Raw genomic sequence first — 24,161 nt, forward strand, 5'->3', positions numbered from 1 at the left:
CATGGCCCCGATTCGTGGTGCGGATGCTGCGGGGCCGATCGGGCTGATCGCCGGTTGGGGACGCTTGCCTGTGTTGGTGGCTCAAACGCTAAAAGACAACGGGCATCCGGTGCATTGCATTGCGATCAACGGACACGCGTCTGCCGAATTGGAGGACGTGTGTGACGCGGTTCAGTGGTCCGGCGTCGGCCGTATGGGCGGACACTTGCGGTACTTTCGTCGTCACAAGGTGACCGGCATTACGATGGCCGGCAAACTGTTCAAGTCGGATTTATTGTATTCCCGATCGGTGTGGCGTCACTTGCCCGATTGGACGTGTGTCAGGGTGTTCGCACCATTGCTGCTGGGGCGTCGGCCCGACGCCCGCGACGACAGCCTGCTGACCGCGGTGACAGAACTTTATCTACGTCAGGGAATCGCGGTTCATGCCGCGACCGATTTGGCTCCGGAGTTGCTTGTGAATCAGGGACATTTGGCCGGTCCGTCGCCCAAGCCCGCATTGCAATCCGATGCCCGCGCCGGTTGGCGGGTGGCGCGTCAGATGGGCGGGCTGGACATCGGACAGACGATCACCATCAAAGACGGAACCGTGATCGCGGTTGAAGCGATCGAGGGAACCGACGCCTGTATCCAGCGCACCGGTCAGTTGTGCTCTCGCGGCGGTTGGACGTTGGTCAAAGTGGCCAAGCCGGACCAAGACATGCGGTTTGACGTTCCCACGATCGGTCCGCAAACGATTGCCAACGTTCATGCCGCCGGCGGCAAAGCGATCGTCATCGAGGCGGAACGGACGATCGTTGTCGACCAAGATCAAACCTATCGCGACGCCAGTCGCGCAGGAATTTCCATCATCGCCTATGATGACGCCGAAGTTTGCGGGTCATCGACCGAAGAGACGGTGGTTCGACGTGCCGCTTGATTTTTCTGCGCGATCGGAACCATGTCCAAAACCAACGCATCGCAAATACGGATGCTTTGCCCGGCAAAGCTGAATCTGTTTTTGGAATTGTGCAAACGCCGCGACGACGGATACCACGACATCGATACGGTGATGGTCGCCATCGACCTGGTGGATGAATTGCAAATCCGTGTTCGGCAACAGCCCGGCATTTCACTGCAAGTGGACTGGTCGCCTTCGCGTCGCGAGCTTGCCAAACAACTTGGCGTCGAACCGTCTTCGAAAGCTGCGCTGGGGCCCGATGCCCATGTCGATCCATCGCTTGCACCGGAGTCCGCCGCATCATTGCTGGACATCCCTTGCGACGAACGCAATCTGGTTTGGCGGGCCGCCGAAGCCGCGGTCAAACACTTCGATTTGGATTTCGGATTTGAAATCACGCTTGGCAAACGCATCCCGGCCGGTGCGGGCATGGGCGGTGCCAGCAGCAACGCGGCGATGACGCTGTTGGCGATCGCCACCCTGGTCGGACGCCGGGGCGACCTTGATTCGCTGCACGGCTTGGCGGCCGAGATCGGCAGTGACGTTCCCTTTTTCTTGCGACTGCCGCCGGCCCCGGATCCGGCCGGCACGGTGCCTGCGGGCACTCCAAACGTCAGCGAAAACTCCGGTGCGTCAATTTCGCCGGTCGCCTGGGCAACCGGTCGCGGTGAAGTCTTGCAGCCGGTGCCTATCGGCGGCCGGCTGAATTTCGTCATCGTCTACCCGGCGATCGCATTGTCGACGGCTCGGGTATATCAGGGGGCCACCGTGCCCGATTCCCCAATATCTTCGGCACCACTACGAAATAGCCTGAAGACCTTGGCGATCAGCGAAATCGGGCAATTTATGGGGAATCGGTTGACCGATCCCGCACGGAAAATTGCGTCTCGTATCGATGAAATTCACGAATCTATGTGGCAAAGCGGTCTGAAAGGGGTTCAATTAACGGGTAGCGGTTCGGCCAGTTTCGGGATAGCGGATACCCCCAAATCGGCCGGCTTGGCGGCTGAGACGCTACGTCAGCAATTATGCCCCGGTGCAAGAGTGATGACAGCGTGTTCGTTGCCTCCGCCCGCAAAGACTCAGACGTGACAACCGTGAACCCGTATTTCCGGATCCGACGCACCGCCCTAACCCGTGCGGCAGCCCGCTTCCATTGCAGGCCGCCGTCCCTTGGTTTGATTGAAAACCATTGCAGGACTTTGGGCGTGTCGAGTGCAGTGTTTGGACCGGTCATCAGGATTCGCCAGCGACAAGTTCGGCCCCACGACGTGACGGCAAGTTAGGGAGGGTGTTCGGTGAACATCACTGAAGTACGCATCAAGTTGATGGAATCCAGCGAAGACCGTCTGCGAGCATTCTGTTCGATCACGATCGACGATTGTTTTGTCGTTCGTGATTTGAAGATTATCGATGGGACCAATGGCCCGTTCGTTGCCATGCCCAGTCGTAAATTGGCCGGACACTGTCAACGTTGTGGCTACAAGAATCATCTGCGCGCGAATTTCTGCAACCAATGCGGTGGAAAGCTGCGGTTGGATGCGGATTTCAATGATTCGCCACAGAAGCTGTATGCCGACGTTGCCCACCCGATCAACAGCGAGTGTCGCGAGCTGATTCAGAACGCGGTGTTGGCAGAATTCGAAGCCGAAGTCGCACGTGCCAGCCAGCCCGGTTACCGTTCGCGGTACGACGACGATTTCGGTTTCGAAGACGTGAGCGCCGATGATCTGGATTCCGAGGATCGACGAAACTCGGGCAACCGCCCCGCCGCGTCGGCAAAGTCCAATGTGAACGAACCTGCGGCCAAGCCCAAACGGTCCGATGACCAGCGACAGGAAGCCACTTTGATCGATTCGGCCGGTGAAGCTGGCCCCCCGAGACCTAAGATGTCGGATCGGCCCGGTGATCGTGCCGCGGCTCAAGCGCGCACGACGAATTCCGCATCCGTGGAAGACACCGAATCTGAAAGCGACGCGGACGACCATGACGGCTTTGGTGCCGGTATCTTTGACGAATAGGCGACGCGATGGCTGTTCGGTTTCGCGATGCCAACATCCTGATGGTTTGACCTGATGAACCCACCCCCATCCGCAACCCGCCGCAACCGACGTCAGATCAGTCTTTCGTTCATGTTGTTGGTGATGCTGATTTTTGCATTGATGTCGGCCGGGATGTTGTATGCGTCTCGTGTCGATGCCGTGCAAAATGAATTGCGGGTCCTCTTTGGTGCCGACGTGGTCCCAGCAACCGGCGACCAGGGGCGTCTGCCACATTTGGTGTTCATCCTGTTCACGCTGACGTCGCCACTGATTCTGGCCGGCCTGCTGTCGACCGGCCTGGGTATCTATCGGCAATTGATTCGTCCCCGCTGACCCGCCACTTGTTGCGAACGTCGGGTCTGATAACCCCATTTTCGGTTCGTCCGGTCCCCGCCACAATTCGGGCATGACCGGCAAGAAAATCGAACCGACTGGCCGGGAATCTGGCGACTGGCGCAGCGAATTACGGGATTCGCTGGGTGTCTGTGGATTACCCAATGATCAATGGGCCGATTTCTTGGCGGCCCTGGAGGTCAATCACGGCAGCGTCATGCGGTTGCATCGTCGCTGGATTGACGATGCAAAATCGCAATCCGAATCGGACGGGATCCGGGCCGGTCATTTGGGGCCGACCGTGCCCTGGTATCACGGTGCGTTCCGACACGATGGTACTTGGCAGGGACGCCGGCCTGCGGACACGTTGCGGTATGCGGCCGGTGACTTCTTTCTGCAGGACGCCGGATCGCTGTTGGCGCTGGCCGCTTGCGGTGCGGACACCGATGAACTGGCCGGCGGTCTCGTTTGCGACTTGTGTGCATCCCCTGGCGGAAAAGCAACCGCGTTGGTCGAAGCGGTCGGCGAAAGTGGGTTTGTGTTGGCCAATGAGCCGATCCGGTCACGGCTGGCGGCGTTGGAGTTCAACCTGACGCGGACCGGAAGCGATCGTTGGGCGATCAGCCAAAAGGACCCGGAGGATTTGGCGTCGGAGTTGACCGGACAGTTCGACTGTGTGGTGGTCGATGCGCCGTGCAGCGGCCAAACGCTGGTTGCCCGCGGCAAGCAATCCGAAGGCTCGTTCTCAGCACGTCAGGTTCGGCACAGTGCTGCCAGGCAAAATCGCATCTTGGATGCGGCCGTGCGTCTATTGCGTCCCGGCGGCAAACTGATTTACAGCACATGCACTTTCGCGGTGGACGAAAACGAAGCTCAGGTGCAACGAATGGTTGACACCGCGTCGATGGTGCCGGTTCAGTTGGAGGCATTGCGCGATTATCGTTCTGTGGCCGACGGTTGTTATCGCTTGTGGCCACATCTGCACGACTGCGCAGGTGCCTTTGCGGCGCGATTGGACGCTGGCGGGGACGCGATGTCGACGCGCGACGAAGCTTCACCGACCCATGGGGGCGACCGAATTTCATCGGCAAAACGACACAAGAATCGGCGTGATCGTCGTGGTCCCAGACGCATTGAATTCGAACCCGGTGATTGGGTCACAGACGACGCGGCGGGACTTCATCAGCGGACGATCATTCGCGGTGATGTTGCCATGTGTGTACCGGTGGATGCACCGCAGTGGGTACCGTTGATCGCTGCGAAGTTGCCCGAGTTGGCCTATTGCACCGGGAAAACATGGAAGCCCGCGCACGGATTGGCGCGGCGGGCATTCGCATCGGTCACACCTGTGCAAACGATCCAAGTTGATGATGCCCAGGCACGTCGCTACCTGTCGGGCAACGTCATCGATTGTGCTCTGCGCGGTTGGGTGGTCGTTACTTGGCAGGATCGTCCCCTAGGCTGGATCAAATCGAATGGTTCCACTGGCAAGAACCATTTACCCGTTCCCTATCGATTGACCGGCGGTTGAAACTTGTTGCGTCGTGTGGCCTGGCGATTCCCGTTTTTCTATGGCTACGTGATGCTGCCGGTGGCGATGCTGGTGCAAATCTGTACAAGCCCTGGGCAAACCTTTGCCGTCAGTGCGTTTATGCCCGCGCTTCGCGACGATTTGGGGATGTCCGACAGTCGGTTATCGCTGGCGTACATGTTGGGGACTTTCTTCGCCGCCTTTCCACTGTCCGGGGTGGGCCCATTGGCGGATCGTTTCGGTCTGCGAGGCGTGACACTATTGGCGGTCGTTGCCCTGGCAGGAACCTGTCTAGCCGCTTCGACGGTGTCGGGGTTTTGGGGCCTACTGGCGGTGTTTCTGATGTTGCGATTCCTGGGACAAGGATCGCTGACGTTGTTGGGCAGCAACAGTATCGCAATGTGGTTTCGCAGCCGCTTGGGGCGGGTGTCTGCGGTGATGAGCATCGGGACCGCGTTGGCATTCGCCTGGGTACCGTCTTGGATTTCCCAGTCCATTGATGCCTATGGGTGGCGTCAAACCTACGTCCGCATGGCCGCGTTGATCGCGATGGTAATGGTGCCCGTCTTGCTGTTGGTCTTCGTGAATCGTCCCGAGGACATCGGGCAAAATGTTGACGGCCGAATCGATCGGGGACCCGACACAGCGGACAGGCCGCTTGGTCGGGGCACAGCGGATGATCGGCGGGAAGTGGATGTCGACGCGAATCAAGGCGATGCACCGGAGCAGTCGACTGTGACAACGCCAGAAGATGCCTGGACCCTTTCCGAAGCGTCGCGAACGACCGCATTTCCAATTTTGGCCGCCTGCAATGCGTTGTGGGCATTGGTGGGCACTGGGGTCCTGTTTCACTTGTACACGTTGTGTGCCGATCGCGGCATGCCGGACGCGTTACCTTCGGATCTTTTCAAGGCATTGGGGCTGTCGATGCTGGCGATGCAGTTGGTCGGCGGCGTGCTGGCGGATTTTGTGCCGCTTCATCGCTTGCTGGGGATCGGCATGGTATCGCTCAACTTGTCGGTCGGCTGTCTGATCGGTTGGGATTCCGTTCCGGGCTACTATGTGTTTGCCGTCTTTTTTGGTGGCGGTCAGGGTCTGTTGATTGCCGTCGGCGTGGTCGTGTGGGTGCGCTATTTCGGACGCCGACACTTGGGAAAGATCCGCGGGACGGTTTGGTGTCTGACCGTGGCCGGCAGTGGTTGCGGGCCGTTTTTGATGGGAATCTCGCGTGACCAGACCGGCAGTTTTCAGGCGGCGATTTGGGGATTCCTGGCCTTGTTGTCGCCGTTGATGGTGGCCGCCTGGTTCGCGACACGGCCACGCCATATCGACCCGGCGGTTTGAGACGCCGGCGGTGATTCAGGCGGACGTTTCGGCAGACGATTCGCCGGCAGCGCCGCTGGGATACGGCAGTGGTTCTTCACGCAGTTCGGCCAAAGCGTTGGCCGCGGCGCGTTGTTCGGCGTCTTTCTTGTTATTACCCCACGCGGGCGTGAAAGATTGTTCGCCGATGACCGCAGCAATCAGAAACGCCTTGCGATGGTCTGGGCCGGTTTCGCGAACCAGCTGATACACCGGAGTGTTGGCCAGATCACGCTGGGCATGCTGTTGCAGCGACGATTTGTAGTTGCTGGCCCCCTGGCTTTCGACCGCCGCGTCGACTTCGTCCTGCAGCCAGTCACGAATGCGATCGCGGATCGCATCCCGGCCGCCGTCCAGATAGATCGCTGCAATGACCGATTCAAAAACGTCGCTGACCAACGACCGGGGGTAGCTGCGGTTTCGCGTCACGCCGCGACCGACAATCAGGCATCGGTCCAGGCCCAAGCGACAGGCCACACGGCCGCAGGAACGCCGGCTGACAACGGCCGATTTGATCTTCGTCAAATCACCTTCGTTGTACTCGGGGTATTCTTCGAAGAGCCATTCGCAGACCATCAGGCCCAGCACGGCATCCCCCAAGAATTCCAAGCGTTCATTGCTGGCCAAGCGGTTGGAAGCTCCCGACGCATGAGTCAACGCCGCACGCAGCAGCGTTTCGTCGGAGAACTGATAATCGATGATGTCTTGGCAGCGACGGATTTTTGCGTCCTGGTCACCCGCATCCACGTCATCAATCAGATGCACGGACGTGGATTCAGGACCCAGCAACTGGTCCGGAGAGTTCACGTGTATTTCATTCGACAAAGACAGGAAAAGCCGCTGCGAGAGCATTTCCCACAGCGTTGACTTTGTCACACGCCGGTGGATGGGGGAACCGATCGATCGCCCCAGCCACCGGTGAGCGACCGTTATTGCAGCATATCGACCGACGGGCCCCCCGGCCAGAATCATTTTTCTGATTTGCCGACTTTGTCGGCTCCCGCCGCGGCGATGGTTTCCGGCGATTCGATGACCAAATAGTGCCCGTGGTCCGCAGTCAGCAGAATTGCGGTTTCCTGCCAAGCGTCATTCTTTTCCACCCAGTCGACCACGGCGTCAAAGGCGGCTTCACCGCTGAGCACCGCGCCGATGCTGTTGTCCAGGTTGTTCGCGTGGTTGGCCCAATCGACGTCGCCCGCTTCGATCATTAGCCAGAATCCGTCGGGATCTTGCTGCAGGACCTTCAGGGCGGCGGTCGCCATTTCGGCCAGCGTCGGGTTTTCCTTGATGTCAGCCTGGCTGTATTTTTCGGTGCCACGGATATCGAAGGTCGGTTTGTAATCACCGTCGGCGGTTCGGAACGGCAGGTGACCACCGCGGACGCCAAAGAATCCGACCAAGCGATGGTTACCTTTGACGGCTTGATCGGCTGCTTCGTTTAGCACATCCGCCCCATCACGGTCCTCTGTCCGTTTGGCGACCACGTAACGCCCGCCGTTGGCGACGTCGCTGCGGCGGAGGTCACTTTCGTGCAGATAGGTGTTTCCCGGCATGAAATTACTGCCCTGGACCTTGTCGGCACCTTTGCCCTGGCCGTAACCGCCGCCGATCAGCACGTCGACGCCCTGATTCGGCGCATCGCGATGAAACGACGATGGCAAGCCCAGCAGGTCGCGGCTGATGTCTTGATAATCTTTTCGTGTCACGTTGTTGGCGTATGCGCTGGCGGGCGTTGCGTGGCTGACCGGCACACTGGTGACCATTCCGATCGCAAATCCTTTTTCCCGTTGCAGTTGATGGGCGATTGATTCGGCGGCCTGGCCGAAGGCGTCGACACCGATCGCGCCGTTATAGGTTTTGATGCCGCTACACAGACTGGTCGCCGAGGCGGCGGAGTCGGTCACGGTGTGTTCGCGATCACGTTCCAGGCCGACCAAGTAACTGCGGCGGCTTTGTTCCATTGCCGGAGTGTGGCCACCACGTTGTGGGTCGTAGCCACCGGTGATGTCTTTTTGTCCGGTGACCGTTTGGGCGTCGACGTCAAAGGTCGCGCCGGATTGGCGTGGGCTGGTCACGACCACGCCATAGTCGGTTTCGACGCCGCGGTAGTCTTGAAACGACAGTCCGGTACCGCGTCCGCGTTCGTATCGGACCTTGCCCGCCTTGTACAAAGCGGCGGCCCGAGTGGTTTGCCAATCCATCCCGTCAAAGACGAAAAGCACGATGTTCTTTTTTCCCGCCGCGATTGCTTGTTGCTGCAACCGGTAGACATCGGTCTGGTCGAAATAGTCGGCCGACGGTTGGTGGGTACCCGGAGTGACCGTACCGTAAAGCTTCTCCAGACGTTCGCGATCGCTGTACACACTGCCTTCCTGGCGAAGCGAATCCAGTGTGATGCCGAACGTGTAGACGGGAATCAAACGGTTGCTGTGATTTGTCCAGCTGCTGTACTTGGTGGCGTCGACACCCCAGTGGCCCCAAGCGGTGGATTGTTCGCGAATCGCGTTGCTTTGCATATCACGGATCGCGTCGCCGGACGATTCGGAAGGTTCGGTCGAGTCAATCGATCCATTCGCCGTCGCTTCTGCAGACGTGGTTTCATCGGCTCTGGTCGCATCGGCAACCGCGGGCTGTGCGGAAAGTCGCGTGGACCAAGGGGCGATCAGGGCGAATGCGAGGAAGGCGGTGTAGATGCTGGATTTCGTCAAGGCAGTCATTGACACGGTGGGGTTCCAATCAAAAAAAACAACGGGCGGGCCACCTTTCGGGGGTGCAGGATGCACCTTGCTATGCCATCGTCGGTCCGCCGATCAGCCTTAGAATACTTTCCCGACTGCTTTGCGTCCGACCCCCTATCCAGCCAAATCAAACAGTTTTCATCGTTCATGAATGATTCGCCGACATCGACGACCGTTGAACACCAACGGCTGAGTGAGAATGAATCCCGCCAAAAGAATTGGAAACGCTGGGGGCCCTACTTGTCGGAACGCCAGTGGGGCACCGTTCGCGAAGACTATTCGGCCGGTGGTGATGCCTGGGACGATTTCACGCATGACCAATCACGCAGCCGCGCCTATCGTTGGGGTGAAGACGGACTGCTGGGATTTTCCGATCGACAATGTCGACTGTGTTTCGCTTTGGCGCTTTGGAATGGCAACGATTCCATTTTGAAGGAACGTCTGTACGGGCTGACCGGCCCACAGGGCAATCACGGCGAAGACGTGAAGGAAGTCTATTACTATTTGGATTCGACTCCCACACACAGCTACTGCAAGGCATCGTATCGGTACCCCCAAGCCGCGTATCCCTATGAGTTGTTACAGACGCAAAACGCCCGGCGGACGTTGGACGAGGGAGAATACGAGCTTCACCATACCGGGGTGTTTGATGACGACCGCTTTTTTGATGTCCAGGCGGAATACGCCAAGGCCGGCCCGGACGACATCATGGTTCGCATCACCATTACCAATCATGGCCCCGAGGCTCATCCGATCTGGGTGTTGCCCACGTTGTGGTTTCGCAACACATGGGTCTGGGGATGCCGTCACGAAGGCTGTTCGTTAAAGCCGCGTATTGAAAAGGTCGATGGCAACGCGGTGCGGACGCAACACGAGTTCCTGCAGCCGTTTCGATGCGAATTCGGTGATCATCCTGATGGCAATCAGGTGCCGTTGTTGTTCACCGACAACGAAACAAACCAAGAATTGCTATTCGGTGAAGAAAACTTTACGCCGTATGTCAAAGACGCCTTTCATCGCTATGTGATCAATGGCCAAACCGACGCAGTACAGCCGCGTCACTATGGCACCAAGGTCGCCGGCATGTACGCGATGACGATTCCCGCCGGACAGTCCAAACAATTCACCGTGCGGTTGTACGATCCGGACGCCGCCGGTGCGGATTCCGTTTCAGTGCCAGAAACCTTTGACCGTCGTATCGATGAAGCCAATGCATTTTATGACGCGGTACTGCCCGACGGCTTGGAAGACGACGAACGAAGCGTTTGTCGCCAGGCCTACGCAGGATTGTTGTGGAGCAAGCAGTTTTATCACTACATCGTCAACGATTGGTTGAAAGGCGATCGTGATGTTGCGGTGCCACCGGCGCAACGCCTGTCCGGTCGAAACAGTCGGTGGCGACATCTGTATGCCAGAGACATTTTGTCGATGCCCGACAAGTGGGAATACCCTTGGTTTGCCGCCTGGGATTTGGCGTTTCATATGATTCCGATGGCTCGGATCGACCCCGAGTTCGCCAAGCGTCAGCTGACCGTGATGCTAAGAGAATGGTACATGCATCCCAACGGCCAAATCCCGGCCTATGAATACTATTTCGATGACGTGAACCCGCCGGTGCATGCTTGGGCGTGTTTGCGGGTCTATCAGGAAACCGTTCGGCAGGGCTGTCCCGATCGCACTTTTCTGGCGACGTCGTTCCAGCGTCTGTTGATGAACTTCACCTGGTGGGTGAACCAAGTCGACGACAACGGCGATAACGTGTTCGCCGGAGGCTTTTTGGGATTGGACAACATCGGCGTCTTTGACCGCAGCAAGGGGTTGCCGCACGGGACCCAGTTGGAACAAGCCGATGGAACCGCATGGATGGCGTTCTACTGTGGAACGATGTTGTCGATCAGCTTGGAATTGGCTCGTGACGATGATTCGTATGCCGAACTTGCGTCCAAATTTTTGGATCACTTTATTCGCATCATCGACGCGATCAACACGATTGATGGCGACGGTCTATGGGACGAAGAAGACCAGTTTTACTACGACAGTCTGCACGTCGATGGGCGTCAGGTTGCGCTGAAGGTTCGGTCACTGGTCGGACTGATTCCGCTGATCGCGGTGCAGATCATTGATCAGGGGCTGGTCGAACAGTTGCCCGTGTTCAAGGACAAGCTGGATTGGTTTTTGAAATACCGACATCACTTGGCAAAGAATATTCACTGGGCCAGTGAAGGCTGTAGTGGCGAATCAATGCTGTTGTCCATCGCTTCAAAAGAACGCCTGCAAGCGGTCGTTGATGTGATGATGAAGGAAACGGAGTTCCTGTCAGATTTTGGCATCCGTTCGCTATCACGATGCCACGCCCAGCGGCCTTTCGAGTTGGAATTGCGTGGCGAAACGCATCGTGTCGCCTATGTGCCCGGCGAATCGGACAGTTGGATGTTCGGCGGAAATTCCAACTGGCGAGGGCCCGTTTGGTTGCCGGTCAACTATTTGTTGATCGAAGCCTTGCGGCGGTACCACCAGTTTTACGGTGACCAGATTCAAATCGATGCGCCCGACGGCTCGGGGACCAAAATGAACCTTTGCCAGGCGGCCGACGAGATCAACCGGCGTCTGACGCGACTGGTTCTGCGTCCAGGCGACGGGGCGGTCCGGCCATCGATGGCGGGCAACGTGCCGAGCGGGGAAAACCCGCTTTGGAACGACACGTTGTTGTTCTACGAATACTTCCACGGCGATACCGGTCAGGGTCTGGGGGCCAGCCACCAGACCGGTTGGACGTCATTGGTGGCGACGTGCTTGGAACGCGCCGCGGTGGCGCCCAAAACGTAGCGGCCGGACGTGGGGCGGGTGGATCCGGGTCAAGCGAATTTTTGAATCGCTTCGGCAACCTTGGCCGGATCGTCGGCGGCACGCAGCTTTTTGATTTGTTCGGACTTGAGCCCGATTTTTTCAAGATGGCTTTCCAGCCGCTTCCAAATCGTTTCCCGCTTTTTTCCTTCGCTTAGATACAGTTCCGTGATCGCTTCCTGGGCTTTTTGCAGCCCGATCGCGTCGCGGTTCTGGTAGTAGTTTTTGATGATTTTGTCTTGGTACGGCGTGCGATTTTGGGTCATCGGCGGCTCGAATCGTAAAGAAAAAGCCGGTCAATCGGTCCATGGATTGGGGCCGATCGACAGGCACGGGTGGGCAAGAACACGGGCAAAATGACCCGCGATCAGATTGCCACTATCGTCATTTATCGGTTCGGAATTGAAGCCGGTCCAGGGCGAACGGCGCCGTGCGTCTGGCGGCCGGCACGTTCGGTCACCCGTCGGGCCGACGAATCCCCCGCGACGCCCTGCCCAGAAGCCTGCGGGTCCTTTATCGTAGCGTCCACAGGATCGGGCGATTTTCGGGGCCCCGTGACGAATTATCCGTGTTCCTTTCTTTGACTGAAATCTGGCCAAGATGACTGTTTGCCGTGGAGTCCGAGGGGCGATTACGGTCCAGCAGGACACTCGTGATGAGGTCCTGTCGGCGACCCGCCAGCTGTTGGCGCTGATGATCCGACGCAACGGCATCGATGCGGCCGACGTTGCCAGCGCCATTTTCACGGTCACGCGCGATATCGAAAGTGAGTTTCCCGCGCTGGCGGCGCGACAGTTGGGATGGCTGGAAGTGCCATTGTTGTGCGGTTACGAAGTTTCCGTCGACGGTTCGCTGCCACGGTGCATTCGCGTGCTGATCCATTGGAACACCGACCTTCCACAAGCCGACATCAACCACGTGTATGTCCGCGATGCGGTCCGGTTGCGTCCCGATTTGAATGTTCTGCCGCCGGTGGACTTCGAAGAACTGGAAAGGTGGATCAGCGAACATCTGTGTGAAGACCAGTCGACGGCTAAGGCTGTTCCGGCATCCCAGGATCCCGCGTCTCCCGGAAGCGACGTGAAGGGAGCATCCGGTGCCTAGGCCGACCCAAGTTCGGTGGTCCACGCACGGGCGGCTCAGCATGTTGCACGCGGCGCATGTGGTCGCCGGAGGTGCCGGTTGCGTGGATGCGGCCACGGAAAAAGCGATGGCCGCGCCGGTGACACAAATCAATGCCCGCTTGGTGTCCGAGTCTTTGGACGTGTATCGCTTTTGGGATGCGGTGATTCGGACCGCCGCGGTCCGCAAAGACGGACCGGTTCAACGCAAAGCGGCGATCAAGGACTATGAGCAGGCGTTGTTGGATGCCGGTGGATCGGAATTGCAGTCCGAACAAACGGCCAGCGCCATTGCCGATTTGTTTTCTTCGGCGGGATCGGCGTTTGATCGCCGGTTTCCCAAGCTGAACCAGCAATTGGAATTGCGTGGCCGGCCGCTTCGTGAAGCCTGGGAATCCTATGGTCCCGGCCTGTTGAACCAAATATCCAAGAAGATCTGGCAGGGGCAGCCGCCAGACGATTGGTGGCCCGCCAAAGTCAACGGGTACTGGGTCCAGCCCATGCGGGGAGGCGACGGAGGTGTCGCGCCCGATGGTCGCTTCTGGATCGAAGCGATGTTGACCGACGCCCACCGGGAATTGCCGGAAGTTCTGCGGATCGCCTATTTGGTCACGCTGATCGCCGTGGACGAACACATCCGGCAACGCAGCGGCGAACAGTGGTTCACCCTGCCCTGGCCCGAAGCGGTCGTGGTGGTGGTTCTGGATGCGGCCGCCGAACTGGACTTGGTCGACGATCCAGAGTCCCGCATTCATCTGGCCGTTCGCCACTGGTTGCACCGCGACCTCTGGCTGGGCGAAATCCTGAAAGAATGGTCGTCGCAGTGGCACAGCACCGGTGCGGTGATGCCGGTGGCCGTCAAAGCGTTGGCCAAGATGATCGACCAGCATCGTCGAAAACTTGCCGACGATATCGAATCCGCGGGCCTGAACCTGTTGGACGACGAAATGCTCAGCGAACTCGGCCTGACTGACGACGACTGAACCCGTCGCGATGTAAAGAAATTGACAAAATGTCAAATTTGACAGCTTGTCAATAAATCGCATCGACGAATACTGGGGGTATGGATGTATTGACCCCCAAGCAGATCGAAATCCGTCAGCGCGAATCTCGGATTTTGGCGGCCGCCCTTCCGATGATCCGACGCGGCGGCGTGTCGGCCGTCAGCATGGATGCGATAGCCAAGAAGATTCGCTACACCCGCGGCACGGTCTACAACCACTTTCCCAACAAAGAAGACATCGTCCTGTCGTTGGCGGCGCGTGCTTCGGCACGGCGGGTCGAACTGTTCAAGTACGGCGTCACGTTGGGCAAGGCATCACGGGAGAAGATCGCCGCGATCGGGATCGCCTGTGAAGTCTACGTTCACGAATTGCCCGACGATTTTTCGGTCGAACAGGTGATCCGTCACGACAGCGTGTGGCAGAAGACGTCCGCCGGGCGACGCGACGTCTTGATGCAATGCGAAAACGAATGCATCGGTGTGGTCGGAGCCGTCATTGAAACGGCGATCGAACAAGGTGATTTGCAATTGCCACGTGGAAAGCAGGTGGCGGATGTCGTCATGGGGTTATGGTCGCTGACCTATGGCGGTCACGTCCTGGCGGCGACCAGTCCGTCGCTTAGCGAAATTGGGATTCACGATCCTGATCAGGCGATTCGTCGTAATTGCAACGCGATGCTGGACGGAATCGGTTGGCAACCATTGTTCGATTCGTCGCGATACAACCGGTATGTCAAACGCATCTTGCCATTGATGCGTCAAAAGGCGGACGAACTGAAACGGCAAACGGGGCTTGCCACTTCCACCGAAACCTAGGCCCATGACATGATCCAACGAATTGGATTGCTGGTGTTTCGCCCGTCGAATCGCCCGCTGGTCGCCGCATCGGTCATCACGGCCGTTGGATTGGTCGCGTTATTTGCCGCGTGGTCATTGTCGGGCGGCTTTGCGTTGCAAAACGTTGCAGCGGAGCCCGCGGCGGATGTCGCGTTGCTGTATGTCGATGTGATCAGTGTCGGTTCGGTAAAGCCGCCTGAACAAGTATCGCGGTATCGGGGAACCGTCCAGCCGCGTCGTGAAAGCTTGTTAGCATTCCGGCGTAGCGGGCGAATCGACCGAGTCGACGTCCATGAAGGAGACATGGTTCGCCAGGGCGACGAATTGGCGATGCTGGACGTGTCGGATTTGAAAGCCGAGCGGGATAGCCTGCAGGCACAGCTAGACGTTGCGGTCGCCAAGCATGCCGAAGCCGTCGCCGGACCGCGACGCCAGACGATCGCTGCGGCCGCCGCGGAGGTGGATCGGTTGCGTGCGGAAGTTTCCGCGGCGCAGTCTCGTTGGCAACGGGAACAAGTCTTGCGATCCCGTGGTGCTGGTAGCGATCAGAGTTTCGATGATGCGAAATTCGCCGTTCGGCGTTTGGAAGCGGCGTTGGAATCTGCGACGGCGGCCCACGAAGAACTGGCCGAAGGAACACGCATCGAACAGGTTCAGCAAGCAAAGGCAAACATCGACGTTGCCAAAGCCATGCTGCAGCGAATCGACGTCGATCTGAAGGACAGTCGCATTTTGGCTCCGTTTGACGGTTCGATCGCGCTGCGTCAGGTCGATGAAGGGACGATCGTCGGAGCCGATCAGCCCGTGTTCCGACTGATCGAATCGCCGCCGTTGGAAGCCCGCTTTGGATTGCCCCCGGAAATCGTGTCAACGCTGGCGGTTGGGCAGACGTTGCGAACGGAAATCGACGGTCGACGTCACTCCGCAATGGTTTTGCGAATCCATCCGGCATTGGACGTGGACACCCGGACGCAACGAATCGATGTCCGGTTTGACGCGGCCGATGACGTTTTGGTCGGGCAAGCAGTCACATTGTTGATCGCCACCCCGCAGACGTCCGGCCATCGTTCTTCCGTTCGGTTTTGGGTCCCAACAACGGCGCTCGTTCGCGGATCCCGTGGTTTGTGGTCCGTGTTGGCAGCGGTGGAAAACCCCGCCGCGAAATTCGATGACAGTCAACTGCAGGTTGATCGTGTCGCCGGAACGACGAAGGCCCGGACGCAAGATGTCGAAATGGTTCCCAGTACGATCGAACGCCGTGATGTGCGTGTCTTGTCGACTGATGGCCCGTGGTGCGAAGTCACCGGGATGCTTCATCGCGGTGATTGGATCGTCGGTCGGGGGACACATCGCGTGGGGCCGGGGACACGCGTCATGGCGAAACGAACGCCGCCGCTGCGTGATCCGGATGATTCATCAGCCAAGCGTCCGAAAGCCACTGCTTCCGAAACCACGATATCGGACGACACCGAGCCGGACGGATCCGCACGATGCGATCGATCCACGCGGTCGGTCCCGGCATCGGGAGACGACGTATGACTCGGTCGACACAGACACGCGGTGATGCGAATAGATCGGACGCACCGAATACGGAGGCCTTGCCAGATTCGTCTTGGATCGGTTCGATCGCGTTCGGTTTCTATCATGATTCGCGGCTGGCGGTGTTGATTTTGACGCTGATCATGGTCGCTGGCTTCAGCAGCTTCGCGATTCTTCCACGAATGGAAGACCCTGTCTTGGTGAAGCGTGCCGCATTAATCACCACACCATTGCCGGGCGCAGACGCGCAGCGTGTGGAAAGTCAGGTTAGCGAGAAGATCGAAAACCGTTTGCGAGACATCGAAGAGATCAAAGAAATTCGATCGATCAGTCGTGGCGGCATCAGCACGATTTCAGTGGAGTTGCTGGATTCGGTCACAGAAAGCGGAACCATTTGGTCGCGCGTACGCAGTCGCCTGGAAGACAGCCTGCAAGACCTTCCGCCCGATGCGGGACGCCCCCAGTTCGATGAACTGGAAGTTCGCGCCCACGCTTTGATCGTCGGGCTGACTTGGAACCGCGACGAAGCACCGGACTACCGGGTGTTGCGACGATTGGCGGTGGACTTACAGGATGTCCTGCAAAACTTGCCCGGAACCGACACGGTGTCTCGTTTCGGCGATCCAGGCGAAGAGATCGAAATCGAAATCGATCCTGCTCGGGCGGCATCTTTGTCACTGACGCCTGCAGCGATCGCGGATCAGGTGACGGCTTTTGACGTGAAGCGGTCCGCGGGCCAGGTCCGTCGTGAATCGATGGAATTGTTGTTGGAGGTCGGCAACCAGTTGGACTGGGTTGATCAGATCAGAGACATTCCGATCCGCCAAAGTGGCGATGGTTTTGTCCGTCTAGGCGATTTGGCGACGGTTCAAATGGGAGTTCCTGATCCGCCATCACGATTGGCGATGCTGGGCGGACGTCCCGCCGTGGTGCTCGGTGCAACCGTTCGATCGACGTATCGGATCGATCGCTGGACAACGAAAGCCGAACAGGCGTTGGCGGGTTTTCGGGAGACGATACCGGATGGGATTGAGATCGATTCGGTGCTGCGGCAATCGGACTATGTCGATCAGCGTCTACAGTCACTGGCCAGCAACCTCTTGATCGGTGCGGCAGCCATCTCTTTGGTGATCTATCTGTTGATGGGTTGGCGTTCGGCGGTGATGGTGACATTGACATTGCCGCTGGCCAGTTTGATGGTCCTGTTTTTCTTGCGTGTGGTTGGCATCCCGATTCATCAGATGTCCGTTACCGGGCTGATCATTTCCTTGGGATTGTTGATCGACAACGCCATCGTGATTGTCGACGAAGTGCGTGGACGATTGCGATCCGGACAAAGTCGAATCGACACGATGGTGAATTCGGTGTGTCATCTGGCGATCCCGCTGTTGGGTTCCACGGTGACAACCGCCTTGGCTTTCGCACCCATTGCGTTGATGCCGGGCCCGGCCGGCGAATTCGTCGGCTCCATCGCCATTAGCGTTATTTTTGCGATCTTCTCGTCATTGTTTCTAGCGTTGACACTGATCCCGACGATCGCCGCCCGGTGGCTGCCGAAGGTCGATCCGAACCAGGATTTCACACATCCAAAGCAAGGTCGGCTGCGACAGATCCATGAAAACGGCCTTCGCGCCGACGGCTTGGCATCCCATTTTCAATCGCTACTTCATTGGCTGTTGCGTCGTCCGTTGCGTGGCATCGCGGTATCAATTATCGCTCCGGTGCTTGGTTTTGCGTTGTTTCCGACTTTGAACGAACAGTTCTTTCCACCGTCGGATCGCAATCAGTTTCATATCACCGTGGAAGGTCCGGCCACCAATTCGCTTTCCCAGACACAGCGAACGGCTGCCGAAATCGACCTGGTTTTGCAGCAGTATGGGATGCAACGCGTCGACTGGTTTTTTGGCGAAAGTGCACCCCAGTTTTATTACAACGTCATTTCCAATCGAAAAGGGACCAGCAATTACGCCCAGGCGTTGGTTACCACAAGGGATGCCGGCGATCCGGTACCGCTGATTCGAAAGTTGCAGAGTGAACTGAGTCGCCGAATCACGTCGTCACGGGTGTTGGTCCGACAATTGGAACAAGGGCCTCCCTTTGATGCTCCGGTGGAGGTGCGCGTCTTTGGCCCCGATCTGCAGACGCTGCGCAATTTGGGCGATCATTACCGACAACTGTTGTCGACCATTCCCGAGGTCACGTATTGTCGGTTGGACATGAACGAAGTCTTGCCGCAAGTGTCCATCGGGGTGGATGGTGAATCGGCACGGTTGGCGGGATTGGAACCCAATCAAATCGCACGGCAACTGTTCAGCAGTTTGGAAGGACGCGTCGGCGGAAGCATTCTGCAGGACAACGAGGAACTGCCGATCGTTGTTCGGGTCAAGGATGCGGATCGAGGATCGTTGAATCGAATCACCAGTATGGATCTGGTGGGCCAGACGCCCGACGGCGCGGTGCGTTTAGTGCCGCTGGACGCGGTGGCCGATGTCACTCTGAATCCGGAAACGGCAGCCATTCCACGGTTGAATCGTCGGCGAATGAACGAAGTCGCCGCGTTCGTTCAAGCTGGTGTCTTGCCCAGCGTCGTGCAAGCACAGATCGAGCAACTGATTGCCGAAAGCGACGTGCCGTTACCGCGTGGATATCGAATCGAATACGGGGGCGAAGCGTCCAAGCGTGATGACGCGGTGGGGAATTTGTTTTCGACCGTTGGCGTGCTGGCGGTGTTGATGGCAGCGACGTTGGTGATGTCCTTCGGCTCGTTCCGATTGGCTGCAATCATTGCGTCCGTTGCCGCACTGTCGATCGGATTAGGACTGGGAGCTTTGGAGATTGCCGGTTATCCGTTTGGGTTCATGGCAATCATCGGAACCATGGGGCTGATCGGTGTGGCAATCAATGATTCGATCGTGGTGTTGGCGGCCATCGGCGCCAACGATCGCGCGGCCGGTGGCGACATCGATGCCATTGTGCACGAAGTGATGCATTGTTCGCGGCACGTCGTGGCGACGACGTTCACGACGATGGTGGGGTTTGCACCACTGATTCTGGATGGCGGCCGGTTCTGGCCGCCGATGGCTGTATGCATCGCTGGTGGCGTCGCGGGGGCAACACTGTTGGCCTTGGTGTTGGTGCCGTCGGCCTACCGTTTGGTGTCCGTCAAACCAAGCCCCATCGCCGACGCAGAATCCATTCCGATCCCAATGCCGTTGCGAACAGCAGGTACATGATCCAGCCGCTGATCGGGCCATCGCCCAGGCGGTTCTTCTGGACAATCGTGGCCACGTTGCGTTGTTGGCTTCGGCGGATCAGGTCGACCAATTCATCGGTTTGGTCGACGCCGAAGGATTGCCCGCCGCTTTGTCGGGTCAGCCCTGCCAGTTGTCGCATCAGCACGGGGTCAGCGGATGACCGAGACAGTTCGGCAATGTCTTGCAAGACTTCAAAACCCAGCGACGTGTCTTTGGTCGGTTCCGAAGTCGAACCTCCGGTCACACGCAACTGATAGATCCCCGCGGCCAGCGAAGTCGGCAATTGACCTTCCAATCGCAAACGCCCATCGTCCTGCGAAGATTGACGGTCAAAGGTTAAGGGGGTGACCGATCCATCATCGGCCACGGCTTGAACGGTCCAGTCGTCACGGGGCGACAGAGGTGGCGGAATGATGGCCGTGAATCCCGCCGGTGCATCGTCGGAGAAACGGCGGGCGGTCATGTTCAGCTGGATTTCTTCGCCGGAATCTCCGTCACGAGCCAGCAGCCACAGAACCAGTTGACGCCAGAATCGCCGGTGGAAATTTTGGAACCCATAGCGATGCCAACGAAACGTTTCATCGATTCCCAAGACGGCGACTCTGCCTCGCCCATATTCCCCGACGACCAAGAGTGGGTTTCCGTCGGTGGATTCCAGCAAGGTTTGCACCCCCGGTGCCGATCTTGGTGCGCCCAGATTACTGGCCCCGTTCAACGGGGGCAGTTGTGCCCAAGTCGTTTGCCGGGGAGTGTCGATCATGGTGATCGGGTGGCGGATGCTAGGCCGCAGTGTCAGAGGTCCTGGAATATCGGCGTTGCCGATTCGCGAAAGATCCACCGGCAAAACGCCGGCCAGCGGCGTGTCTTGATAGCCGCCGGCCGACAACGCTTCCATGCCACCGAGCATGACCAGACCTGAGCCGCTTGCCACCGCGTCGGCCAGCGATTGCCACTGTTGATCGCCAACAGCGGATGCTTCCAAATCGCCGATGATGAACACGTCGTGGCTGTCGGCCGTCAAATCATCGCCCAACGAAACCGGCCAGCGTGATCGGCTGTCCGCGGGAATCCATTGGTAATCCAAATCCAAGTCGGGGAAACGCAACGCACGACGCAGAAACTGTTGTTCTTCTCTGGGCTGGCCTTCCAGATAATAAATCCGGCCACCGCCCGGCATCACGTCGACAAAGGCCACTTGCGTGTTGTTGGGCCGGACGGTTTCGCCAGGCATGACGTCGGCTTGAACTTCCAGGCGATAGCTGCCCGGGGCGGGCGTGTCGACAGCGATTTGCACCGGAGTTCGGCTGATGGCGGATTCGCTAACAATACGTCGGACTGCCGCATCCGTCTCGCTACCCTGTGAATCGATCCAGCGCAGGCGAATCGGAATTTCGGTACCGGCCAATCCACGGCTTTCCAATTCGAAACGCAAGTCAAATTGGGTTCCCGCGAACAGTCGAAAACTTTCGGGCAATCCCGACACCGCGACGTCGCGCCGCTGATCATTCTGGCTGGCCGGTCCGATCGGGATTGTCCACAGCGGCAATCCGATGGAATCCATCACCGATGCCGCCTGATCCGCCGACAATGCGCCGCCGCCGGCGGATGTCGTTTCAGGCCCAACGGTGTTCGCGCCGTCGCCGATCAGAATCAATCCTTCGATCGATTGGCGATTGGCACTTTGCAGCGTCCAGCGGATCGGCGACGCCAGATCCGTCCGGCGGCCCACCGGAGACGACTGGTCGATCAGCGTTGCAGGATCGCTGTTCTCCGTTTCCGCCGTGGATGCGTACGTCAGCGGAATGATCTGCAATCGTTCAGAAACCGTTTCCAATTGGTCGGTCAGTGATTGGACCACGCTACGTTGGATGTCCCAGCGACTGGCGGCATCTCCGTCGGAAAGCGACATGCTTTGCGACGTGTCTATTGCAATCACCAGTGATGATTCTGATGGTTGTTGGTCGACGCGGACCCATGACGGCCCCAACAGGACCAGCAACAAACAGCCTGCCGCCAGTGACCGAAGCCCCAAAAGTGTTCGAAAACGACGCGGGTCACTCATTGACGGTGTGATCATCAGCAGCACAAGGGCCACCACGACGGCCACCAGCAACGCTAGCCAGGATGAATCAAACAGCGGATCGATTTGCCACCGCGTCATGCCGATATCCTTCGATTACCGGCAAGGCTTTGGATTCCGGACGTCGGTTGGGCCCCTTTGGCTTGACGATAAAAGCGGTTCCCCAAAACCTGTTCCAGAATGAACGCGATGACGGCCAACAACAATATTGGCGAACGCAAGGAGATCGACGGCGCGCCCTTGGTTCCGACCAACTCAATGTTGCTCAGGTCGTCGGTCAGCGTGAATCCGGTCTTGTCGTCCTTCGGACCTAACCATGCCGTCAGGTCATCGACCGATGCCTTTTCGGCAATCAGGTCGTCATCGTTCCAGTTGCTGCTGAACCCTAGCGTCCCTCGAGGGGATCGCAGCCAATAGGTTCCCACTTGGCTGATTTGGCCGACGGTCAAGCGTGGTGCGTCCGATGCGGTTTCGATTGGGGTCGGCAGATCGGATCTGGGCGAAAAAAGTTGCCAGCGGACGGTTGGGTCGGCGGCATCTTCCGAACGGTTGTTTGCACCGGAGCCTGTCGGCGACTTTTTCAACGCCGATAGTGACAACTGAAAAGGTAATCCGACGCGTGCCTGTAGCGTCCCCACTTTCGGCGTTGCCAGCCAGCGGACCAATTGCCGTGTCAGGATAAATGTTGGCCAAGCATCCGACCCAAAAAGATCGTTCCACCGGTCGGACGGGAAGGCGCCAGCGGCAAGCGGTGTCGTCATGACGGCAAGTCTGCCTTGGTCCCGTTGCATGGCGATGATTGCCGGATGGTCGGTGCCGGCGTACGCGGCCAACGTTTCTTGGTCCTTCTTCGGTTCAATTTGCCAGTAACGACGAATTCGAAAATCGCTCCATCGCGGCTGGGGATCTAGCGACGCCAGTTCGTCAAAAATTTGGTGACCAGGCCGGACGATTTCTAGAAAACTGCCTGGCGCCGGTACTTTCCATACACGTTTGAAGGTTGGCAGGACTTCGTGTTGATCAAACCCGCCGGTCAAGCGTGAGCCAGCGATGATTCCGGCGGCGGATCCTTGGCTGAAGAACGCATCCCAATCGATTGCGGCTAACAGGGACGCCGATGGATCCAGAAAAATGACGGCATCAAACCGCGATTGGTCGATGGCGGCGAACACGTCTTCGCTAATGACGTCGACCTGGAACGCTGAATTGGGATCGTCGGGGGCCAGCGGTGAAGTGGCTGCCCAAGCGATCAAGTCGGCTTGATCAGGGTCCTGGGTCACGATCAGCAACGGACGGCGTGGCTGGATGGACCAACTGAGGAATCGTTGATCGTCGGCCGCCAAGGCGTCGGATGACGCTAGCCGAATCATTCCATGTCGGATTCCAACATCGGGCTCCGGTGGCAGAGTGACGACAAATTCGCTGGAACGCCCATTCGCGATCGACACCACTGCTCGATCGACGACTCGGGATTCAGGGTCGATTCGAACGCCGTCACGGATCAGAGGACGCGTCGGATCGTCCGCGAATTGAATCAATTCCACCGTGGCGGTATCGGAACGGTCGTCGGCAGAGCCCTGGACAGTGATCGTTCCGCGGACCGCGGTTGCCTGCCCCAGTGGTGGATGTGGATCGTGGTGCAGCAATTTCAGCGATCGATTCGAAGCGTCGAATTTGCCAACGTCCAGCACGGATACCGCGACGCGATCGTCGACCAAAGCCTGTTGTGGAGGCGTCATCCAAGACGATCGCGACAGATTACTGACAATGATCAGATGGCGGTCTTCCAAATCGCTGTTTCCCAACAGGCGAAGCATCGCATCCAGCTTGCCACTGATGGGGGCGGCATCGGGACGCATGCGGACATTTTCGATCTGGTTGATTGCCGCGGCAGTGTCGGTGGCAAATACCACGGGGCGACTGGAACGGTCGGCGATCACAACGCGGCTTCCGGGCGCCGCCCGTCCCACCAGTTCTTTGGCGGCCACGCGGATGGCATCCAGATGGTTGGTCCCACCCGCGTCCCACTGCGAAGTGGGGCCGTTATCCAGCAGAATCGCCAAAGCAATCGGGTTCCGGCTAGCGGCGACCGGGGCATCGGATGCCAACAAAGAAAATCCGGCCCATCCGATCGATGCCGTACAGGCGATTGCACCCGAGATGGTGAGGGCCGCAATGGTTGATTTCGAAATCCCTCGAAACAGCGATGCGGTGGCCAAGCCCAACAACGCAAGGCCGGCGACCAGGCCGATTCCCGCGGCTAACCATGCGGTGGACAGTTCGCTGCGGACCAAGGGGCCCGCCAACGCGATCGCTAAAGCGGCCAATGCCAGAATCCGTAGCGCCAACAGCCACCAACGTTTGATTTTCAGTCGTGTACGGTTGCTTTCGAAACGCTGGGTCAGAAACCTCACCGTGGGAAAGGATTCGCGTCGCGGTTGTTTCGGCGCAATCAGGTGCAACGCGATCGGTACGGCGACCGCGAGAGTACCCAATATCAGTGTGGCGTTGACGAACGTCACGCAAGGCTCCGATGA

General features: G+C 58.5%; 17 protein-coding genes. 12 read left to right on the forward strand and 5 right to left on the reverse strand.

Annotated features, from left to right (window positions below):
- The first annotated feature begins 1 nt into the window (after position 1).
- From lpxI to HFP54_RS19205, 6 genes are all read left to right on the forward strand, one after another.
- The gene (gene lpxI, locus HFP54_RS19180; protein WP_146415770.1) at positions 2 to 919 is read left to right on the forward strand and encodes an LpxI family protein; all 918 of its coding nucleotides are present in this window, start codon (positions 2 to 4) and stop codon (positions 917 to 919) included.
- 21 nt (positions 920 to 940) lie between these two features.
- Complete coding sequence (locus HFP54_RS19185) at positions 941 to 2,032, forward strand: 4-(cytidine 5'-diphospho)-2-C-methyl-D-erythritol kinase (protein ID WP_146415769.1); 1,092 nt, start codon at positions 941 to 943, stop codon at positions 2,030 to 2,032.
- 206 nt (positions 2,033 to 2,238) lie between these two features.
- Positions 2,239 to 2,961: a SpoVG family protein gene (locus tag HFP54_RS19190; RefSeq protein WP_146415768.1), complete on the forward strand. Its 723-nt coding sequence runs from the start codon at positions 2,239 to 2,241 to the stop codon at positions 2,959 to 2,961.
- A 54-nt stretch (positions 2,962 to 3,015) separates the two neighbouring features.
- Positions 3,016 to 3,315: a hypothetical protein gene (locus tag HFP54_RS19195; protein WP_168566414.1), complete on the forward strand. Its 300-nt coding sequence runs from the start codon at positions 3,016 to 3,018 to the stop codon at positions 3,313 to 3,315.
- 73 nt (positions 3,316 to 3,388) lie between these two features.
- Positions 3,389 to 4,846: a methyltransferase RsmF C-terminal domain-like protein gene (locus HFP54_RS19200; RefSeq protein ID WP_168566415.1), complete on the forward strand. Its 1,458-nt coding sequence runs from the start codon at positions 3,389 to 3,391 to the stop codon at positions 4,844 to 4,846.
- A 15-nt stretch (positions 4,847 to 4,861) separates the two neighbouring features.
- Positions 4,862 to 6,190 (forward strand): MFS transporter, encoded by a 1,329-nt coding sequence (locus tag HFP54_RS19205; RefSeq protein ID WP_315853940.1) that lies wholly within the window; start codon positions 4,862 to 4,864, stop codon positions 6,188 to 6,190.
- 15 nt (positions 6,191 to 6,205) lie between these two features.
- On the opposite strand, the gene rnc is transcribed toward HFP54_RS19205, so the two are convergent.
- Positions 6,206 to 7,015, reverse strand: a complete 810-nt coding sequence (gene rnc / locus HFP54_RS19210; RefSeq protein WP_315853935.1) for a ribonuclease III — start codon at positions 7,013 to 7,015, stop codon at positions 6,206 to 6,208.
- A 161-nt stretch (positions 7,016 to 7,176) separates the two neighbouring features.
- The gene (locus tag HFP54_RS19215; protein WP_235952084.1) at positions 7,177 to 8,925 is read right to left on the reverse strand and encodes an alkaline phosphatase; all 1,749 of its coding nucleotides are present in this window, start codon (positions 8,923 to 8,925) and stop codon (positions 7,177 to 7,179) included.
- Positions 8,926 to 9,093: 168 nt separating this feature from the next.
- On the opposite strand from HFP54_RS19215, the gene HFP54_RS19220 reads away from it, so the two are divergent.
- Positions 9,094 to 11,772, forward strand: coding sequence for an MGH1-like glycoside hydrolase domain-containing protein (locus HFP54_RS19220; protein WP_168566417.1), 2,679 nt, complete (start codon positions 9,094 to 9,096; stop codon positions 11,770 to 11,772).
- A 29-nt stretch (positions 11,773 to 11,801) separates the two neighbouring features.
- On the opposite strand, the gene HFP54_RS19225 is transcribed toward HFP54_RS19220, so the two are convergent.
- Positions 11,802 to 12,056, reverse strand: coding sequence for a hypothetical protein (locus HFP54_RS19225; RefSeq protein WP_168566418.1), 255 nt, complete (start codon positions 12,054 to 12,056; stop codon positions 11,802 to 11,804).
- A gap of 334 nt (positions 12,057 to 12,390) precedes the next feature.
- On the opposite strand from HFP54_RS19225, the gene aroH reads away from it, so the two are divergent.
- From aroH to HFP54_RS19250, 5 genes are all read left to right on the forward strand, one after another.
- Positions 12,391 to 12,894, forward strand: a complete 504-nt coding sequence (gene aroH / locus HFP54_RS19230; RefSeq protein WP_168566419.1) for a chorismate mutase — start codon at positions 12,391 to 12,393, stop codon at positions 12,892 to 12,894.
- A 40-nt stretch (positions 12,895 to 12,934) separates the two neighbouring features.
- Positions 12,935 to 13,894, forward strand: a complete 960-nt coding sequence (locus HFP54_RS19235) for a hypothetical protein (protein WP_146415762.1) — start codon at positions 12,935 to 12,937, stop codon at positions 13,892 to 13,894.
- A gap of 80 nt (positions 13,895 to 13,974) precedes the next feature.
- Complete coding sequence (locus HFP54_RS19240) at positions 13,975 to 14,730, forward strand: TetR/AcrR family transcriptional regulator (RefSeq protein ID WP_146415761.1); 756 nt, start codon at positions 13,975 to 13,977, stop codon at positions 14,728 to 14,730.
- A gap of 9 nt (positions 14,731 to 14,739) precedes the next feature.
- Entirely contained in the window at positions 14,740 to 16,290 is a 1,551-nt protein-coding gene (locus HFP54_RS19245; RefSeq protein ID WP_168566420.1) for an efflux RND transporter periplasmic adaptor subunit, read from the forward strand.
- Between the two features lie 59 nt (positions 16,291 to 16,349).
- The gene (locus tag HFP54_RS19250) at positions 16,350 to 19,523 is read left to right on the forward strand and encodes an efflux RND transporter permease subunit (RefSeq protein ID WP_235952054.1); all 3,174 of its coding nucleotides are present in this window, start codon (positions 16,350 to 16,352) and stop codon (positions 19,521 to 19,523) included.
- Here the strand turns inward: HFP54_RS19250 and HFP54_RS19255 are convergent.
- Entirely contained in the window at positions 19,453 to 21,705 is a 2,253-nt protein-coding gene (locus HFP54_RS19255) for a glutamine amidotransferase (protein WP_168566422.1), read from the reverse strand. The two genes, HFP54_RS19250 and HFP54_RS19255, sit on opposite strands and share 71 nt — an antisense overlap.
- Positions 21,702 to 24,146, reverse strand: coding sequence for an N-terminal double-transmembrane domain-containing protein (locus tag HFP54_RS19260; protein WP_168566423.1), 2,445 nt, complete (start codon positions 24,144 to 24,146; stop codon positions 21,702 to 21,704). The genes HFP54_RS19255 and HFP54_RS19260 overlap by 4 nt, the downstream gene beginning before the upstream one ends.
- Positions 24,147 to 24,161 lie beyond the last annotated feature (15 nt).

This window comes from Crateriforma spongiae, from assembly GCF_012290005.1.
In the GTDB taxonomy this organism is placed as follows: Bacteria; Planctomycetota; Planctomycetia; order Pirellulales; family Pirellulaceae; genus Crateriforma; species Crateriforma spongiae.

Coding starts and splice junctions, on each gene's coding strand:
- aroH (WP_168566419.1), top strand. CDS start 12,391: ATGACTGTTTGCCGTGGAGTCCGAGGGGCGATTACGGTCCAGCAGGAC.
- HFP54_RS19185 (WP_146415769.1), top strand. CDS start 941: ATGTCCAAAACCAACGCATCGCAAATACGGATGCTTTGCCCGGCAAAG.
- HFP54_RS19245 (WP_168566420.1), top strand. CDS start 14,740: ATGATCCAACGAATTGGATTGCTGGTGTTTCGCCCGTCGAATCGCCCG.
- HFP54_RS19235 (WP_146415762.1), top strand. CDS start 12,935: ATGTTGCACGCGGCGCATGTGGTCGCCGGAGGTGCCGGTTGCGTGGAT.
- HFP54_RS19195 (WP_168566414.1), top strand. CDS start 3,016: ATGAACCCACCCCCATCCGCAACCCGCCGCAACCGACGTCAGATCAGT.
- HFP54_RS19215 (WP_235952084.1), bottom strand. CDS start 8,925: ATGACTGCCTTGACGAAATCCAGCATCTACACCGCCTTCCTCGCATTC.
- HFP54_RS19225 (WP_168566418.1), bottom strand. CDS start 12,056: ATGACCCAAAATCGCACGCCGTACCAAGACAAAATCATCAAAAACTAC.
- HFP54_RS19240 (WP_146415761.1), top strand. CDS start 13,975: ATGGATGTATTGACCCCCAAGCAGATCGAAATCCGTCAGCGCGAATCT.
- HFP54_RS19255 (WP_168566422.1), bottom strand. CDS start 21,705: ATGACGCGGTGGCAAATCGATCCGCTGTTTGATTCATCCTGGCTAGCG.
- HFP54_RS19220 (WP_168566417.1), top strand. CDS start 9,094: ATGAATGATTCGCCGACATCGACGACCGTTGAACACCAACGGCTGAGT.
- HFP54_RS19200 (WP_168566415.1), top strand. CDS start 3,389: ATGACCGGCAAGAAAATCGAACCGACTGGCCGGGAATCTGGCGACTGG.
- lpxI (WP_146415770.1), top strand. CDS start 2: ATGGCCCCGATTCGTGGTGCGGATGCTGCGGGGCCGATCGGGCTGATC.